Raw genomic sequence first — 16,123 nt, 5'->3', positions numbered from 1 at the left:
TCAGCCCTTCACCGCGCCCGAGAGCGACTGGACGATATAGCGATTGGCAATTGCCATCAGTGGCAGGATCGGCAGGGTCAGCGCGATGCTGGCCACGGCGATCGAGGCCCAGTCGACAGAGTCGAAGGAGATGAAGTTCATCACCGCCACCGGCGCCGTCGTGGTGTCGGAGCGGGTGATGATCAGCGAATAGAAGAAGTCGTTCCAGGCCACCAGGAAGGCCAGGATCGCCGCCGCCACAGCCCCGGGCCGTGCGGCGGGCAGGGCGATCAGCAGAAAGGCCTTGGTCAGCGAGGCATCATCCATGATCGCCGCTTCGATCAGCTCGTCCGGCACCTGCGAAAAGGAATTCCACATCGACCATGTGACAAGCGGCAGGGTCAGGGTCATATAGGCAAAGACCAGCCCGGCGTAGGTGTCGATCAGCCCTGCGTTGACATAAAGCAGGAACAGCGGGATCACAAAGCCCACCGGCGGCGCCATGCGCAGCAGGAGCAGGATCCAGGACGCGATGAATTTGCCCGAGACCCGGCTCTTGGCCAGGGCAAACCCGGCCGGCACGCCCACCAGCATCGCAAAGACGGTGGAGAGGCCCGCGGTGATGAAGGAGTTCATCAGCGCCTTGGGGAAATCAGACCGGGTGATGTTGAAGAAGTTGTCGAAGGTGAGCTTCAGCGGGCTTTCCCAGATCGGCTCGAATACCGCGTCGGGGGCGCGAAAGGCCAGCAGCAGCGCCCAGAGCGTGGGCAGCGCCGCAAAGGTCACCAGCAGCAGCATCACGGTGGTTCCTATGGCCTTTTTGATGCGGAATTCAGGGCTGTTGTCGATCATTGCGAAACCCTCTGGTTGAGACGTGCGACGTAGAAGCTGATCAGCGCCGCCATCAGGAACAAAAGCACCGCGATTGCCGCGCCATAAGCGACGTTCGAGTTCTGGAAGGTCTGCACATAGGCATAGAAGTTGGTGGCCTGTGTCGACCGGCCCGGCCCGCCCTTGGTGATAACGAAGATCATCGGAAAATGCTTGAGCGAGTCGATGAAGCGGAACAGCGTGACCATCAGCAGTGCCGGCATCAGCAGCGGCAGGGTGATGAAGATGAAGGTCTTGACCCGAGAAGCCCCGTCGATCGCGGCGGCCTCGTCGAGATCCGTCGAGATGCCCTGAAGCGCGGCCAGGATGATCAGCATGGCGAAGGGAAAGTTGGTCCAGGTGTCGGCCACGATGATCGCGAACATGGCGCCGTTCTGGGTGGTCAGAAAGGTCGGCACGGTGAAGCCGAAGAGATCGAAGAAGGCGTTGATCGGCGACAAGGTGGGGGTGAAGAGCGACAGCCAGATCAGCGCCACGGCGACATGCGGTACGGCGTAGGGCACCAGAAAAAGCACCCGGCCCAGCCGCCACTTGCCGACGATCTTTTGCAGGCCGACGGCCACGGCGGTGCCGATGACGACTTGCGCGGCGACGCCGAAGATCGACAGGACAGACATCACGTAGATCGAATTGACCAGCCGCTGATCGCTGAGCAGGCGGGCGAAGTTGTGAAAGCCGAACTCGCCTTTGGAGCCGCGGATCAGGTGGTAGTCGCTGAACGACAGCGCCAGCATGCCGGCCAGCGGCACGATGGCAAAGATCGCAACAGCGAGGATCGCGGGGATGATCATCCGGCGATAGCCGCGTTCCAGCTCGTAGGTGGCGCCGCGCCGTTTTGAGGTGGCCTGTGTCATGGAGCGCTTTCTTGCGAGAGAGCGACCGGCGGGATGATCCCGCCGGTCCGGAGCCTGAAGGATCGTCATTGGCCCAGGATGTCCTTCATTTCCTGTTCCGCCGCCGCCAGCGCATCCTCGGGCGACATAAGCCCGTTGACCGCGGCGTTGATGTTTTCACCGATGGCGGCCCCCAGCGACGGCCAATCGGGCAGCAGCGGGCGGTAATGGCCGATGGCAAGGTTCAGCGCCTCGCCCTGCATGCGCAGGAAATCGGGGTGAACGGCGTCGTATTTCGCGATCACTTCGGCGTTCTGCGCGACCGAACCGGTGGTGAAGTTCGAAAACGGCTCGGCCAGCGCGATCTTGGTCATCGTCTCGGGGCTGACCGCCCATTCGATGAACCGGGCCGAGGCTTCGGGGTTTTCGGCCGAGCTCGGGATGGCGAGGCCATGCACCGCAATGGCGGGCGATCGGCCGGCCGGGCCACCCGGCGGCAGGGCGATGCCAGTGACATCGGCGAACTTGCTCTTATCCGGGTCGACGATCTGGGTGACGACGCCGGTGCCCTCGACGGTAAAAACCACCTGGCCGTTCTGCGCCGCCGCATTGACCTCGGCAAAATTGAAATTGCCGGCCCCCTGCGGGGCGTAGTCGTTGATCAACTCGATATAGACCTTGAGGGCCTCCAGGGTCTCGGGCGAATTGATAGCCGGTGTCAGGTCGCCGCCGGTGTAATCGGCAAAGAACTTGCCGCCATAGGCGCGCATGATCATCGGAAAGATAAACATGTTGAAGCCTTGGCCGGGCACCGCGCGCAGCGCGATGGCCGCGCGGTCGTCATTGGTGACCTGCGGCGCGATCTCCAGCATTTCGGCCCAGGTCTCGGGCACGCCGACGCCCGCCGCTTCCAGCACGTCCTGGCGATAGGTCATCAGCCCGGTGGCCGCCATGAAGGGCACCGCATATTGCTCGCCATTGATCTTGTAGGCGTCGAGCGGGCCTTTCAGGATGTCGTCCTTGACCGCCATGGCGGCGACTTCGGCGGTGATCGGCTTGAGCCAGTTGGCCGCAACCCAGCGTTGCACCTGGATGACCGGCGCATGAACAACGTCGATATCGCCGGTGCCGCCGGTAAAGGACAGGGTGATGCGGTTCTCGAAGACGTCCTGGCCGATCACGTCGATATTGGCCTTGATGCCGGTCTCGGCCTCGAAATCGTCGGCCAGTTTGCGCAGCCCGTTGGTGTAGGGCATGCCGAACATGACGACATTGATCTCTTCGGCGTCTGCCGCAGTGGGCGCAAAGGGGGCGGCCATAGCGAAGCTGGCCACCAAAGCTGTTGTGCAAAGGTGTTTCATGTGTCCTCCCAAAGGGTCAGTTGCACCGCCTCCGTTATCCTCCTCGGAGCGGCATGGATTGATGTTTCGGCCGCAACCGGTTCGCGGCGCTCTCGGCCGAGACCAGCTCGGCCAACTCGTCCCGCGCCTCGAGCAGCGCGGCGCGATAGGTGTCTTCGTCCCCATTGGCGCGCTCGGCCGGTTCGGCCAGCGCGAGCAGATGCAGAAAAGTGCCCTCGGGATCCTCGATCACTGTGGCAAAGCGGCGGATGCCGACGTGGTTGCCGACTTGATCGGCGGCAAAGGCGTCATTGCGCATGTCTTCGAGCGCCTGCCGCACCGTCGCCACTTGGAGCCAGGACGTGGCCTGGCCGGGCGTGTACTGGGTCTCGAAGAAGCCGTCGGTATAAAAACGCGCCTCGACTTCGTCCCAGTCGAGCCGGCTGAGATAGAGTTTGGAGAGCACGTCAAGCTCGTAAAGCGACCGGCGGAAGCCGACGTTGGCACGGATCATCACCTCGGGATCGGGGTGGTCGGTCTTGGAATGCCAGAGCAGCTCGTGCCCGGCGACCACCACGACCTCGGCCGAGACGCCAAGCTTTTCCGAAAGCGCGCGCATCGTTTCGTCGAGCTTGGCAAGGTAGGTCTCCGACATCGGCACGTTGCGGTCGAGCCGAAAGTTGCGGACGCAGAACTTTTCACTGGTCCGGAACAGATAGCCCCAATCCGACAGCGACTTGATGATCCGATTGAGCGTCGCCGGCGACAGCCTGCAGTCGCGGGCGATGTCGACCTGCTTCAAAGGTCCCGGACCCGCAGCCATGATGTACTCCAGTACTTGCAAGGTTCGTTCAGTCGGATTCATCTCGTTATTTCCTATTTGGAATTCTGTATTCCAATAATGAAATTTATATGACTTATGACGAATCCTGCTCCTGTTGTCAATCCTCGTCCGGCCGGAACAGGATGCGGCGGCAGCGGCCCACGCGAAAACAAGCCCCCCCATCGGCCATTCGATGCGGGGGCTCTTGAGGTCAAAGCCGCGGACGCGGGCCCTTTCGGTCAGTCGCGAAGGGCGACACCGGTGTCGGCATCAAAGACGTGCAATTGTGCTGCCGTCAGCGCGATGGCCACCCGATCGCCCTGCACCGGGTGATCGGTGCCGCCGACCCGCGCCAGAAGCCGCGCCTTGCCCACACCGAGGCTGAGCAGCGCATCGGCACCCAGCAGCTCGTCAAGCAGAACTTCGGCCTGATAGTCCAGATCGCCCTGCGGCTGGCCGCCGGCGGTCACGGCGATATGTTCCGGCCGCACGCCGAGCCTGACCTGTCGACGGGCGCCGGCATCGACCGGCAGGGACGGCAGGACGAGGCTGCCGCATTCGGTGATCCAGCGCCCGGTGTCGTCGCGCATCAGATCGAGGAAGTTCATTGCCGGGCTGCCGATGAAGCCGGCGACGAATTCATCCGCCGGGCGATCATAGACCTCGCGCGGGGTGCCGACCTGTGCCACCACGCCGCCGTTCATGATGACGATCCGGTCGGCCAGGGTCATCGCCTCCACCTGGTCGTGGGTGACATAAACCGAGGTCGCGCCCAGGCGGTCGTGCAGCTCCTGCAATTCCATCCGCATCTTGACGCGCAGCTTGGCATCGAGGTTCGACAGCGGCTCGTCGAACAGGAAGACATCGGGTGTGCGCACGATGGCGCGGCCGATGGCCACCCGCTGGCGCTGGCCACCCGAAAGCGCGGCGGGCTTGCGGTGCAGGTAGTCGGTCAGGCCCAGAAGCTCGGCGGTGCGGCCCACGCGGTCCTGAATCTCGGCCGCCGGCACCTTTTGCAGCTTCAGCGCCATGGCCATGTTGTCGAACACCGTCTTGTGCGGATAGAGCGCGTAGTTCTGGAACACCATCGCCACGCCGCGATCCTTGGGATCGACATCGTTCATCCGCGTGCCGCCGATCATCAGATCGCCCTTCGTAATGCTTTCCAGCCCGGCGATCATCCTTAGCGTCGTGGATTTGCCGCAGCCCGAGGGCCCCAGCAGGACCAGGAACTCTCCCTCGCGGATTGTCAGGTCGAATTGTTGCACGGCCTCGACGCTGCCATAGGATTTGCCGATACGGTCCAGTTTCACTTCGGTCATTGTCAGGGTCTCACTTGCCTGCGCCAGCGGTCAGCCCGCCGACGATCTGTTTCTGGAAGATGGCGGTGATGATCAGGATCGGCACGATGGCGATCACCGTCGCGGTCGAGATCGTCTCCCACGGAAAGGCGTATTCGCCGGGGTAGAGCGAGATGCCCACCGGCGCGGTGCGCATCGCGTTCTGGGTCATCAGCACCAGCGCCAGCGGAAATTCGTTCCACGAGAAGATGAAGACGATCAGCCCGGTCGCCACGAAGCCGGGCCAGGACAGCGGGATCACGATCGACCAGAAGATGCGGAAGAAGCCCATGCCGTCCATCCGCGCGGCCTCTTCGATTTCGGGCGGCAGCGTGGCGAAATAGCTGGCCAGCATCCAGACTGTGAAGGGCAGGAACAACCCGGTGTGGGCGATGATCAGCCCGGTGTAGGTGTTGAGCAGCCCGAGGTTCAGGAAGGTCTGGAACAGCGACGGCAGCAGCGACACCGGTGGGAACATCGACACCGCGAGGATGAAGACCATCAGCACACCCGCGCGCCGCATCCCCAGCCGCGACAGCGCATAGCCCGCCATGCCGCCGAAGCTCAGCGCCACCACGGTGCAGCCGAGCGCCACGATGAAGGAGTTCAGCACGTAGAGCAGCAGCTCCGGCGAATTGGTGAAGATGTTGATGTAGTTCTTGAGCGTGAAGGGATCGGGCAGGTACTGCGGCGGCCAGGCATAGATGCCCTCGGTCGTTTTCAACGAGGTCAGCACCAGCCAGATGATCGGCAGGAAGGAGATCACCACCGACAGGATCACCAGCGCATAGAGGCCGAAACGGGGACGTTTGGTCATGGCGTCAGTCCTTGTTCCGCAGGGTGAGGATGTAGAGCAGGCTCATGGCGAAGATCACCAGAAACTGCACCACGACGATGGCGGCGCCGTAGTTGAACTCGATGAAGTCGAAGATCACCTTGTAGGCGTAAAGCGACAGGCTCTCGGTGGCGGTCACCGGGCCGCCGTCGGTCAGGTTGAAGGGCAGTTCAAACGTCCGCAGGGCATCCATCGACCGCACGATCAGCGCCACCAGGATCGGCCCTTTCAACAGCGGCAGGGTGATCTCGCGGAACTCCTGCCAGCGGGTCATGCCATCCATGCGGCCCGCTTCATAAAGCTCGCGCGGGATCGATTGCAGCCCGGCGAGGATGATCAGCGCCATGAAACTGGAGGTTTTCCAGACCGCGACGACAACCATCGACCCCATGGCCAGGGTCTCGTCGCCCAGCCAGTTGATCGGCCGATCCACGATCCCGCTTTGCAGGGCGGCGGCATTGAACAACCCGTAATCGGTGTTGTACATCCAGCGCCACATCAGCGTGTTCAGCGCCGTGGGCAGCGCCCAGGGAAACAGCACCGCCAGCCGGGCGATGCCCTTGAAGCGGAAATGTTCGTTCAGCAGCACCGCCAGCCCGATGCCCATCGCCAGCTCCAGCGGGATCGACAGACCGGTGAACACCAGCGTCACCCAAAGCGAATTCCAGAACCGTTCGTTGCCGGCCAGGGTGGCGTAATGCTTGAGGCCGACGAAGCTGTAGGGTTCTGACCCGTCGATACTGGACTGGCCAAAGCTCAGAACGATGGATTGCAGGATCGGATAGACGAGGATCGCAATGATCACGGCCATCGTCGGGGTGATAAAGGCCATGCCCGTCAGGTGCCTGCGCCTGTCGAGCGGGGAAGTCATGTTTGTCATGGGTCCACCGTGGGGGGTGTCAAAGGTCTGCCCGGCGACGGGACGCCGCCGGGAGAGGAGGTGCCGGGAATGTCCGGCTCTTACTCGGACAGAAGCGCGTCAAGCTGCGCCTGCGCGTCGTTCAGCGCCTCTTCCACCGTTTTCTGCCGGTGCAGGGCATTGGTGATCTCGAGCTGCATGATCTCCGACACGCGGGGATACTTGCTGCCCGATCCGGCAGAGGGGCGCACCACGCCGTAATCGTAGTTCTTGCCGAATTTCGCCAGCACCGCGTTGCCCTTCATCGCGTCGTTGTCATAGATGCCGGGGATGGTCGGGGCGCGGTTGTCTTCGACCGCGGCGGTCAGCTGTTGCTCCTGGGCGGTGAAATGCGCCAGGAAGTCCGCTGCGGCCTCTTTGTTGTCCGAGTTCGGATTGATGCCCAGGAACCAGCCACCCATGGTGGTGGAATTGGCATCCTCGTGGCCCTCGAAATAGGGCACGCGGGTGAAGTCGAACTTGCCGGCGACGGGACTGTTGTCGGCGCTCAGCGGCGCGTGCACGAAATCCTGCACCATGAGGAAGGCGGCGCGACCCTGCTGGAACAGGGTGCGGGCGTCGTCGGGGCGGGCGTTGAGGATCGAATCCGGGGTGATCCGGTGTTCGTGCAGCAGATCGACCATGAATTGCGTCGCCTCGATATTGGCGGGCGAATTCACCGCGACATTGCCCTCGGCATCATAGAAGCCGCCGCCATTGCCATTGGCAAAGGCCAGCCAGTTCATGAACAGACCTTCGATCTTGGCCCACATCGAGACAAAACCGTAAAGCTGCGGATTGCCTTCGCCCTCGGTGATGGTCTGCGAGGCGGCCAGCACCTCTTCCCAGGTCTGCGGCACGTCGAGGCCGTATTTTTCAAGCAGGTCGGTGCGATAGAAGAAATGGATGCCATCGGCGTAAAGCGGCAGCGCATGCACCTCGCCATCGACGGTCGAGGCTGCCAGTAGCGAGGGGTTGAAAGCGTCGATAGTGGCCTCGTCGAGCAACCCGTTCAGCGGCTCGAGCCAGCCACGCTGAGCAAATTCGCCGGCCCAGATCACATCCACCGCATAGATATCCGGTGTCGGGCTCTTGGCGGTCAGGCCGGTGACATAAAGCTTGCGGGTCTCGCCCGGCACGTCGGACACCTTGTTCCATTCGATGCTGACATCGGGGTTTTCCGCCGCGTAGCGTTCGATATTGCGCTCGACCGCCGGTCCGTAGCCGCGCGATCCGATGGATAGCACAAGCTCCTGTGCAAAGCCGGGCAGCGCGGTCAGGGCCGCTGCGGTGGCCAAGGCTGATATGGTGAATTTCATGGTGTCCTCCCTATGATTGACTTGCGTCTCAGCCGGTTCTGGCCGGATCCGAGAACGCGCTTTCGATTGCGGATTTCCGGGCCATCAGATGGCCGCGCACATTGGCGACATGCTGCGCCTCGTCACGCACCGGTGTCGCCGCTTCGGCGACGGTCAGCAGGCAGACCATGCCGCCGCCCGGCCCGTGGATGGCAACGCAGTAGCGGCGGATGCCCTTGGCGTTGCCCATCATGTCGTATTGCATCTCTGCCGGATCGACGGCGGCGATCATCGCGCGCGCCTCGGCCCAGTCCAGCGACCGCCGGTCCACCCCGGCGGTATAGAACGCGCCGGTGTCCCAGGATTTTTCCAGCGTCTCGACCGGCCGATGCGCCAGCGCCAGCCGCGAGATGGAATCGAGTTCATAGGCGCCGCGCATGAAGCCCGGAAAGGCCCGCAGGCGGATGGCCTGATCGGGGTGCTGCTGCACGATATGCCACAGCATGTTGTGGCCGCTCAGCACCACGACCTCGGCCGCAACGGTCAGCCGGTCGCTCAGAAGCGCGCAGGCATCGGCCAGCATTTCCGGCTCGAGCCCGGGGCAATGCAACCGTCGCTGAAAGCTGAAATTGGCCATGATCTTGCGGCTGGCGCTGCGGTGCACAAGGCCCAGCTCCTGCAATTCGGTGATGATTCGATACCCCGTCGAGGCCGGCAACCCCGAGCGTTCGACGACCTCTTGCGCGCTTAAACCATCGGCTTCGGGGCCGGTCAGGGCCTCCAGGATCGCGATCACTCTGCTTGATGTTCCGGACATTCTTGATTCCTATATCTGGGTTTGTTATTACCACATTTGAGAAAACGGTCAACAGTTGACCTGAAAGACGCTTAGGGACGGAGCCACACGTGAGACCGAATATCCTTTTTATCATGTCCGACGATCATGCCTCCAAGGCGATTTCCGCTTATGGCCACGGCATCAACCAGACCCCCGGCATCGACCGAATCGCCAATGAGGGGATGCGGCTGGATCATTGCTACGTGACCAATTCGATCTGCACGCCGTCGCGCGCGGCGATCCTGACCGGCACCTACAACCACGTGAACGGCGTCACCACGCTCGACACCCATATCGACAACCGCTGGCCGAACGTGGCCAAACATCTGGCGCAATCGGGGTATCAGACCGCGATGGTGGGCAAATGGCATCTGGGCGAAGGCAAGCCGCATGAACCCACCGGCTTCGACTATTGGTCGGTGTTGCCGGGCCAGGGCGATTATTTCGACCCGCTGATGATCGAAATGGGCGAGGAACGGACCGAGCCGGGCTATGTCACCGATATCATTACCGACAAGAGCCTGAACTGGCTGAAAGAGCGCGACAGGGATCGGCCATTCTTCCTGATGTGCCATCACAAGGCGCCGCATCGCAATTTCGAACCCCATCCGCGCGACCGCGACATGTTTGAGGGCCGGGATATCAAGGTGCCCGACACCTATAATGATGATTATGTTAACCGCGCCCGCGCCGCCAAAGAGGCCCGGATGCGGGTGCGGATGGATCTGAAATACGCCGATCTCGGGCTGATCCAGCCCGAAGGCGGCGCCGAGGTGGGCGAACGCTGCACCCCCGGCGATGTCGACCGGCGTGTGCCGCATCCCGAAGATCCGCGCGGGCTGGTTCTGATCGACCGGCACAGTGGCGAGAACTTCACCTTCGAGACGGAAGAGGAGCTCGCCCTGTTCAAGTACCAGCGCTACATGAAACGCTATCTGGCGACGATCCACGCGGTCGATGAAAACGTGGCCCGCATGCTCGACTGGCTGGACGCAGAGGGTTTGGCCGAGAACACCATCGTCATCTATACCTCCGATCAGGGCTTCTTTCTTGGCGAACACGGCTGGTTCGACAAACGTTTCATGTACGAGGAATCGCTGCAAATGCCCTTCCTCGTCCGCTACCCGAAGGCCATCGCCCCCGGCAGCGTGGCCAAGGCGATCGCCACCAACGTCGATTTCGCCCCCACCTTCCTCGATTATGCCGGCCTGCCGGTGCCGAGCTATATGCAGGGCCGGTCGATGCGCCCGGTGCTGGAACGGGAAACGCCCGAGGATTGGCCCGACAGTGCCTATCACCGCTACTGGATGCACAAGGACGAACATCACAACGCCTGGGCGCATTACGGGCTGCGCAGCCATCGCTACAAGCTGATCTACTGGTACAATTCCGATCTCGGCCAGCCCGGCGCCCATGGCCCCGACGAGCCGCCGGAATGGGAGCTGTTCGATTGCGAGACCGACCCGCTGGAACTGGTCAACGTGGCGGATGATCCGGCCTATGCCGATGTCTTCGACGAGATGCTGGCGCAGCTTGACGCCCGCATGGCCGAGATCGGCGATGTCCCCGAACATGACAGCAGCGCCGCGCGATCCGCGCGCAGGGCCGCCTGAATGACGGGCCCGGCGCCCCTGCCCGGCCTGCTGCGGCCGGCGCGGCATCGCCTGCCCGAGCTGGTGGGCGATCTGCGGCAACTGGCGTCGGTGCAGCGGATCGCCCTGCGCGACGGCCCCGACCGGGGCCTGCCGCTGCTGGCCTTTTCCACCGGCGGGGGCCTCGATTTCCAGATCAAGGAAAATGGCACGCTGGACATTCGCAACCTGCACTTTCGTGGCCGTCCCGTCGGCTGGCAGCATCCGGCGGGCGAGCCGGGAAATCCCGAGCGCGCCTTGACCGGTTTCCTGGTGACCTGCGGGCTGGAAAACGTGCGCGCGCCGCGCGCCGGCATGGCCCAACATGGCTCTCTGGCCATGTCACCGGTGCGTGTCACCGGCGTGGGCGAAGATTGGGCCGCCGCGCAACCGCAGCTTTTCGTCGAAGGCGAAATCATCCAGCCCCAACCCAATGGCGCCGTGTTCCGCCTGCACCGCCGGATCACCGCACCAATCGGCGCGGCCCGTCTGACGATCAGCGACCGGATCGAAAACATCTCGGCCACGGCGGCCGAGATGATGATCCTCTATCATCTCAATTTCGGCTTTCCCGTGGTGCAGCCGGGCTGCACGGTTGCTTTGGGTGCCCGCCGGATTGTCGAAATCGCGGACAGCGAGATCACCTCGGCACCCGGCGCACCAGAATGCCACCCGGTGGATCCGGCGGCGCAGGTCCGGTTGATCTGCCCGGCCGGCGCAGACTGGCCCGGGCTTGACATCAGGCTCGAATTCGACGGCGCCTCGCTGCCCTATCTGCAAACCTGGCGCGATGCCCGCGCCAGCCGAAATATCCTTGCACTCGAGCCGTGCAATTGCGCGCTTCTGGCCGATGGCACCAGCGGCCCCGGCCCGACCCTGCGGCCCGGCGCGCATTGGCATGGGCAGCTGTCCATGACCTTCGCCTGAAGGTCGCGGCCCTTTCCGCCAGCACCTGGAGCCGCGGAAAGGGCGCCGGGCTCAGAGATCCGCGGGCAGAAGCGCCTCCGGCATGTTCTGGTAACACACAGGTCGCAGGAAACGGCGGATCGACAGGGTGCCGACCGAGGTTGCGCCAAAGTTGGTCGAGGCCGGATACGGGCCGCCATGTACCATGGTATCGGCCACTTCGACGCCGGTCGGGAAGCCGTTGACCAGCAACCGCCCGGCCTTGCGCTCCACGATGGGCATCAGCCGGCGCGCCGCTTCGGTGTCGCCGTCGTCCATGTGCAGTGTGACGGTCAGCTGCCCGTCGAGCCCTTTCGCCAGCGCCGCCATCTCGTCGGCGCCCTCGACCCGCACCACGAGGCCGAGCGGGCCAAAGACCTCTTCGCCAAGCGCGTGATCGCCGAGATAGACGCTGGCCTCGGCTTCGAAGAGATTGGGCAGCGCCCTGCGGCCCTCGCTGTCGGTGGTGAGCACCGGGCGCACCCCGTTCCGGCCGTCCAGCCGCGCCGTGCCGTCGCGATAGGCATGCGCAATGCCGTCGGTCAGCATGACCTGCGCCGGCGCGTCTTTCAGCGCCTCGGCCGCCGCCCGCACAAAGGCGTCGCCTTCGGCGCCCCGGGCCACCACGGCAATGCCGGGATTGGTGCAGAACTGGCCCGCGCCCATGAGCAGCGATGCCGCCCAGCCTTCGCCGATGGCCGCGCCCCGCGCCTTGACCGCCTCGGGCAGCAGGAACATCGGATTGACCGAGCCCAGCTCGCCGAAAAACGGGATCGGCTCGGGCCGTTGCGCGCAGAGATCGAAGAGCGCCCGCCCGCCGCCGAGCGACCCGGTAAAGCCCACCGCCTTGATCAGCGGATGCTGCACCAGCCGCTGGCCGACATCGCGTTTGCCGCCCTGGATGAAAGAAAAGACGCCCCGGGGCATGGCACATTTTTCCGCCGCCGCCTGCACCGCCTCGGCGACGATCTCGCCGGTGCCGGGATGGGCGGAATGGCCCTTGACCACCACCGGACAGCCGGCCGCCAGCGCCGCCGCGGTGTCGCCGCCGGCGGTGGAGAACGCCAGCGGAAAGTTCGAGGCGCCAAAGACCGCGACCGGGCCGATCGGACGTTGCACCATGCGCAGATCGGGGCGCGGCAGCGGCTGCCGCTCCGGCAGGGCCGCGTCGTGGCGGCGGTCGAGGTAGTCGCCCTCCAGGATATGCGCGGCAAAGAGCCGGAGCTGGCCGGTGGTGCGGCCGCGTTCGCCGTTGAGCCGCGCTTCCGGCAGGCCGGTTTCCCGGCTGCCGATCTCGGTGATCGCCTCGGCGCGGGCCTCGATCTCGTCGGCGATGGCGTTGAGAAAGGCCGCCCGCTCGGCCCGCGTTGTCGCGCCGTAACGCCAGAAGGCCTCTTCCGCCGCCTCGCAGGCCTGATCGACCAGCGCCGGTGTGCCGCGGCTGAAGTCATGCGACGGGCCGTGTGCCGGGTCGGACGCAAAGGTCTGGTCCGAGCCGATCCATTCGCCAGCGATCAGGTGGTTTCCATGCGGGGCAAAGCTCATGCCGGGGTCTCCGTGTCTGGGTTGGGCGGCCGGGCGGTGCCGGCGTCCTGAAATACGTTTCTGATGTTTGTGACGGCCGAAGCCAGGTGACGGCGCAGCGCAATGGCGGTCGCCACCGGGTCGCGCTGCGACAGCGCCGCGATGATGGCGCGGTGCTCCGCCAGCGTCTGATCGCGCCCGGCGCGACGCTGCGAGGATTGAAAGCGCGCCCGCCAGAGGCGCGCATTGTATTTGCGGTGGGTGTCGATCAACGGCGCATTGCCGCTGGCTGCGACGATCGCCTCGTGCATCTGCATGTCGAGCTGAAAGGACTCGAGCGGCGAAAGCGTGCCCTCGCCCGCTTCCATCTGCTGTTGATACCCGGCCACCCGGGCGATCTCGGCGTCGGTGATCCGCGTGCAGGCTAGCTCGCCTGCCAGCGCCTCGAGCGCGCCCATCACCACCAGGTTCTGGGCGATTTCCTCGAACGGCGGATTGGCCACCTGCGGCCGCCGGGTGACCGAATATTCGATCAGCCCGTCCTGTTCGAGGATGGTCAGCGCGCGGGTCAGCGGCGTGCGGCTGATCCCGAGCGCCGAGGCCAGATCGCGTTCGGAGATCTGCGCCCCGGCCGGCAGCTTCTCGAGCAGGATCAGCTCGCGCAGCTTGTCGGCCGCGACCTCGACCAGCGTGGCGCGCGGCCGCGCCAGCGTCAGCTCTCCTGTGTCCAGATCGGCGATCTCGGCCTTCCTGCTCATGTCATTTCCCCCAGCTCAGAACCACCGGCTCCAGCGGCCGGATCAGCCTGAGTAGGGACTCGCGCGTCTGCGGATGCAATGGCGGGATCGGGTGGCGGCAGAATTCCGAGCCGATCACCCCGCCTTCGACCATCGCCGCCTTGGCCGAACGAAAGCCGCATTGCCGGTTCTCGTGGTTCACCGCCGGCAGCACGCGGGCATAGGCGGCGGTGGCCGCGTCGAGATCGCCGGCGGCGAAATGGCCCAGCACCGGCTTGATCTGGTCGGGGATCATCGCGCTGGTCATCGCGCCGGTGGCCCCGGCCTCGAGATCGGCCAGCAGGGTGATCGCCTCTTCGCCGTCAAACGGGCCCTCGATGGCATCGTCGCCCTCGGCGATCAGCGCGCGCAGCTTGGCGGCGGCCTGCGGACATTCGATCTTGAACAGCTTCACCATCTCGATCTCGCGTGCCATGCGCACCAAGAGCGGCACCGGCAGATCGACCCCCGAGAGCGGCGCATCCTGCACCATGATCGGCAGGCCGACTTCGCCGACCCGGGCGAATTGCTCGAAGGTCTGCGCCGCCGTGCCTTTCAGAAGCGCACCGTGATAGGGCGGCATCATCATCACCATGGCGGCGCCGTGATCCTTGGCATGGCGCGCGCGGTCCACGGCGATCTGCGTGGCGTAATGGCTGATCGTGACGATCACGGGCAGACGTCCGGCCATATGGGCCAGCGACACCTCGGTCAGCCGGCGGCGCTCTTCGTCCGAAATCAGGAATTGCTCGGAGAAATTGGCCAGGATGCAGATGCCGTCGCTGCCCTGATCGACCATGCAGTCGATCACGCGTTTCATGCCCTCGTAATCGACGCTGCCGTCCTCGTGAAAGGGCGTGGGCGCGACAGGCCAGATGCCGGAATAGACGCTCATTCGGTGATCTCGAAATTGTGGAGGTGTTTGTCGGTGATGGAGATGCCAAGGCCGGGGGTTTCATCATCGAGTTGCAGGAAGCCGTCTTCCGCCTCCGGGTCGCCCTCGAAGATGTAGTAAAACAGCTCGTTGCCGACCTCGACGTCGAAGACCGGAAAATATTCGCTGATCGGGCAGTTCGTGTTGGCCATGGTCAGGTGATAGTTGTGCATCTGCCCGGCATGCGGAACGACCGGGATCTGCGCCGCCTCGGCGATGGCGTTGATCTTTTGCGCGGCGGTGATGCCGCCGACCCGGTTGGTGTCATATTGCAGCACGCTGACGGCGCGGCGGTTGATCAACTCGGCGCAGCCGATGACCGAGAATTCATGTTCGCCGCCCGAAATCGGCACGATGCCCATGGCGTTCAGTTCGGCATAACCCGCCACATCGTCGGCAATCACTGGCTCCTCGAGCCAGCGCGGCTCGTATTTCGCCAGTTTCGGCAGCATCCGCTTGGCGTAATCGAGGTTCCAGCCCATGTAGCATTCGAGCATCAGGTCGCGGTCATAGCCGATCACCTCGCGCAGCGCCTCGACCCGTTTGAGGTTCTCGCGCATCCCCGCCATGCCGTCCTTGGGGCCATAGCCGAAGCGCGATTTGAAACCGGTATAGCCGTGTTTCATCGCCTCTTCCGCCTCGGCCTGCATGCTCTCGACCGGGCCGGCGTAGAGCTTGGAGTAATAGACCGGGATCTTCTCCTTGGTGCGGCCGCCGAGCAGCTTGAACACCGGCTTGCCCACCAGCTTGCCCATCAAATCCCAGATCGCGATGTCGATGGCAGAGATCGCTGTCATGCCCACGCCCTTGCGGCCCCAGGCGTGGCTGCGGCGGTACATCTTTTCCCAAAGATAGGCGTAATCGAACGGATCCTCGCCCAGAACCAGCGGCGCGAACCATTCGTCGATCGCCTGTTTCACCAGCTTCGGCGCCAGCGCCGCATTGCCGATGCCCACTGTGCCGTCTTCGGTCTCGATCTCGCAGGTCAGCCATTGGTGAAAGCGAAAGCTCTCCATGGCGTCGCCCTTGATCCACAGGGCATCGGACGCATTGGTGCAGAAATTGCCCGACGGCGGCACCGTCGGCCCGGTCCAGCTCCAGACGCGGGTGCGCACGGATTTGATCTTGGTCATCAAGGCCCCTCTCTTGCTCTCCTGCGCGGCGCCAGGCCCGCGCCGCGACTCGTGATGACATGGTCATAGCACGTAATCGGAATTTTGGAATGCCAAAATTACGAA

The 16,123-nt window shown here is 64.0% G+C and carries 15 protein-coding genes; 2 read left to right on the top strand and 13 right to left on the bottom strand.

Annotated elements, in window-relative coordinates; genetic code table 11:
* From AC0J5K_RS19370 to AC0J5K_RS19330, 9 genes are all read right to left on the bottom strand, one after another.
* Positions 1-831 (bottom strand): carbohydrate ABC transporter permease, encoded by an 831-nt coding sequence (locus AC0J5K_RS19370; RefSeq protein WP_074837115.1) that lies wholly within the window; start codon positions 829-831, stop codon positions 1-3.
* Positions 828-1,724 (bottom strand): carbohydrate ABC transporter permease, encoded by an 897-nt coding sequence (locus tag AC0J5K_RS19365; RefSeq protein ID WP_244526508.1) that lies wholly within the window; start codon positions 1,722-1,724, stop codon positions 828-830. Before AC0J5K_RS19365 ends, AC0J5K_RS19370 begins: the two co-directional genes overlap by 4 nt.
* A 65-nt stretch (positions 1,725-1,789) precedes the next feature.
* Positions 1,790-3,064, bottom strand: a complete 1,275-nt coding sequence (locus AC0J5K_RS19360) for an ABC transporter substrate-binding protein (RefSeq protein ID WP_274590366.1) — start codon at positions 3,062-3,064, stop codon at positions 1,790-1,792.
* Positions 3,065-3,098: 34 nt separating this feature from the next.
* Entirely contained in the window at positions 3,099-3,908 is an 810-nt protein-coding gene (locus tag AC0J5K_RS19355; protein WP_420398568.1) for an IclR family transcriptional regulator domain-containing protein, read from the bottom strand.
* A 197-nt stretch (positions 3,909-4,105) separates the two neighbouring features.
* Complete coding sequence (locus tag AC0J5K_RS19350; protein ID WP_048534997.1) at positions 4,106-5,188, bottom strand: ABC transporter ATP-binding protein; 1,083 nt, start codon at positions 5,186-5,188, stop codon at positions 4,106-4,108.
* A gap of 10 nt (positions 5,189-5,198) precedes the next feature.
* Positions 5,199-6,023: a carbohydrate ABC transporter permease gene (locus AC0J5K_RS19345; RefSeq protein WP_048534995.1), complete on the bottom strand. Its 825-nt coding sequence runs from the start codon at positions 6,021-6,023 to the stop codon at positions 5,199-5,201.
* A 4-nt stretch (positions 6,024-6,027) separates the two neighbouring features.
* Positions 6,028-6,921, bottom strand: coding sequence for a carbohydrate ABC transporter permease (locus AC0J5K_RS19340; RefSeq protein ID WP_244526510.1), 894 nt, complete (start codon positions 6,919-6,921; stop codon positions 6,028-6,030).
* 80 nt (positions 6,922-7,001) lie between these two features.
* Positions 7,002-8,258 carry an ABC transporter substrate-binding protein gene (locus AC0J5K_RS19335; protein ID WP_074837119.1) on the bottom strand — a complete coding sequence of 419 codons (1,257 nt, stop codon included), beginning with the start codon at positions 8,256-8,258 and terminating at the stop codon, positions 7,002-7,004.
* A 28-nt stretch (positions 8,259-8,286) separates the two neighbouring features.
* The gene (locus AC0J5K_RS19330; RefSeq protein WP_083416052.1) at positions 8,287-9,054 is read right to left on the bottom strand and encodes a helix-turn-helix domain-containing protein; all 768 of its coding nucleotides are present in this window, start codon (positions 9,052-9,054) and stop codon (positions 8,287-8,289) included.
* Between the two features lie 89 nt (positions 9,055-9,143).
* Between AC0J5K_RS19330 and AC0J5K_RS19325 the strand changes: the two genes are divergently transcribed.
* On the top strand, positions 9,144-10,688 hold the full coding sequence (locus AC0J5K_RS19325) for a sulfatase family protein (RefSeq protein ID WP_420398569.1): 1,545 nt from the start codon (positions 9,144-9,146) through the stop codon (positions 10,686-10,688).
* Positions 10,689-11,633: a DUF4432 family protein gene (locus tag AC0J5K_RS19320; protein WP_420398570.1), complete on the top strand. Its 945-nt coding sequence runs from the start codon at positions 10,689-10,691 to the stop codon at positions 11,631-11,633. It abuts the gene before it with no gap.
* Positions 11,634-11,684: 51 nt separating this feature from the next.
* Here the strand turns inward: AC0J5K_RS19320 and AC0J5K_RS19315 are convergent, their stop codons facing one another.
* Genes AC0J5K_RS19315 through AC0J5K_RS19300 form a run of 4 tightly spaced genes read right to left on the bottom strand, consistent with a single transcriptional unit; the run spans position 11,685 to position 16,018 of the window.
* Positions 11,685-13,196, bottom strand: a complete 1,512-nt coding sequence (locus AC0J5K_RS19315) for an aldehyde dehydrogenase (NADP(+)) (RefSeq protein ID WP_274590368.1) — start codon at positions 13,194-13,196, stop codon at positions 11,685-11,687.
* Positions 13,193-13,933: a GntR family transcriptional regulator gene (locus tag AC0J5K_RS19310; RefSeq protein WP_274590369.1), complete on the bottom strand. Its 741-nt coding sequence runs from the start codon at positions 13,931-13,933 to the stop codon at positions 13,193-13,195. The genes AC0J5K_RS19315 and AC0J5K_RS19310 overlap by 4 nt, the downstream gene beginning before the upstream one ends.
* Position 13,934: 1 nt before the next feature.
* Positions 13,935-14,846 carry a dihydrodipicolinate synthase family protein gene (locus AC0J5K_RS19305; RefSeq protein ID WP_283638678.1) on the bottom strand — a complete coding sequence of 304 codons (912 nt, stop codon included), beginning with the start codon at positions 14,844-14,846 and terminating at the stop codon, positions 13,935-13,937.
* Positions 14,843-16,018, bottom strand: coding sequence for an L-rhamnonate dehydratase (locus AC0J5K_RS19300; RefSeq protein WP_283638679.1), 1,176 nt, complete (start codon positions 16,016-16,018; stop codon positions 14,843-14,845). Before AC0J5K_RS19300 ends, AC0J5K_RS19305 begins: the two co-directional genes overlap by 4 nt.
* Positions 16,019-16,123: the final 105 nt, after the last annotated feature.

Source organism: Marinovum sp. E3, assembly GCF_055755275.1.
Note: the sequence above shows the minus strand (reverse complement) of the source record. Positions and strands in the feature narration are given on the sequence as shown.

Bases quoted from the DNA above. Each gene is read 5' to 3' on its own strand.
- AC0J5K_RS19370 (WP_074837115.1), bottom strand. From the start codon at position 831: ATGATCGACAACAGCCCTGAATTCCGCATCAAAAAGGCCATAGGAACC.
- AC0J5K_RS19365 (WP_244526508.1), bottom strand. From the start codon at position 1,724: ATGACACAGGCCACCTCAAAACGGCGCGGCGCCACCTACGAGCTGGAA.
- AC0J5K_RS19360 (WP_274590366.1), bottom strand. From the start codon at position 3,064: ATGAAACACCTTTGCACAACAGCTTTGGTGGCCAGCTTCGCTATGGCC.
- AC0J5K_RS19355 (WP_420398568.1), bottom strand. From the start codon at position 3,908: ATGAATCCGACTGAACGAACCTTGCAAGTACTGGAGTACATCATGGCT.
- AC0J5K_RS19350 (WP_048534997.1), bottom strand. From the start codon at position 5,188: ATGACCGAAGTGAAACTGGACCGTATCGGCAAATCCTATGGCAGCGTC.
- AC0J5K_RS19345 (WP_048534995.1), bottom strand. From the start codon at position 6,023: ATGACCAAACGTCCCCGTTTCGGCCTCTATGCGCTGGTGATCCTGTCG.
- AC0J5K_RS19340 (WP_244526510.1), bottom strand. From the start codon at position 6,921: ATGACAAACATGACTTCCCCGCTCGACAGGCGCAGGCACCTGACGGGC.
- AC0J5K_RS19335 (WP_074837119.1), bottom strand. From the start codon at position 8,258: ATGAAATTCACCATATCAGCCTTGGCCACCGCAGCGGCCCTGACCGCG.
- AC0J5K_RS19330 (WP_083416052.1), bottom strand. From the start codon at position 9,054: ATGTCCGGAACATCAAGCAGAGTGATCGCGATCCTGGAGGCCCTGACC.
- AC0J5K_RS19320 (WP_420398570.1), top strand. From the start codon at position 10,689: ATGACGGGCCCGGCGCCCCTGCCCGGCCTGCTGCGGCCGGCGCGGCAT.
- AC0J5K_RS19315 (WP_274590368.1), bottom strand. From the start codon at position 13,196: ATGAGCTTTGCCCCGCATGGAAACCACCTGATCGCTGGCGAATGGATC.
- AC0J5K_RS19310 (WP_274590369.1), bottom strand. From the start codon at position 13,933: ATGAGCAGGAAGGCCGAGATCGCCGATCTGGACACAGGAGAGCTGACG.
- AC0J5K_RS19305 (WP_283638678.1), bottom strand. From the start codon at position 14,846: ATGAGCGTCTATTCCGGCATCTGGCCTGTCGCGCCCACGCCCTTTCAC.
- AC0J5K_RS19300 (WP_283638679.1), bottom strand. From the start codon at position 16,018: ATGACCAAGATCAAATCCGTGCGCACCCGCGTCTGGAGCTGGACCGGG.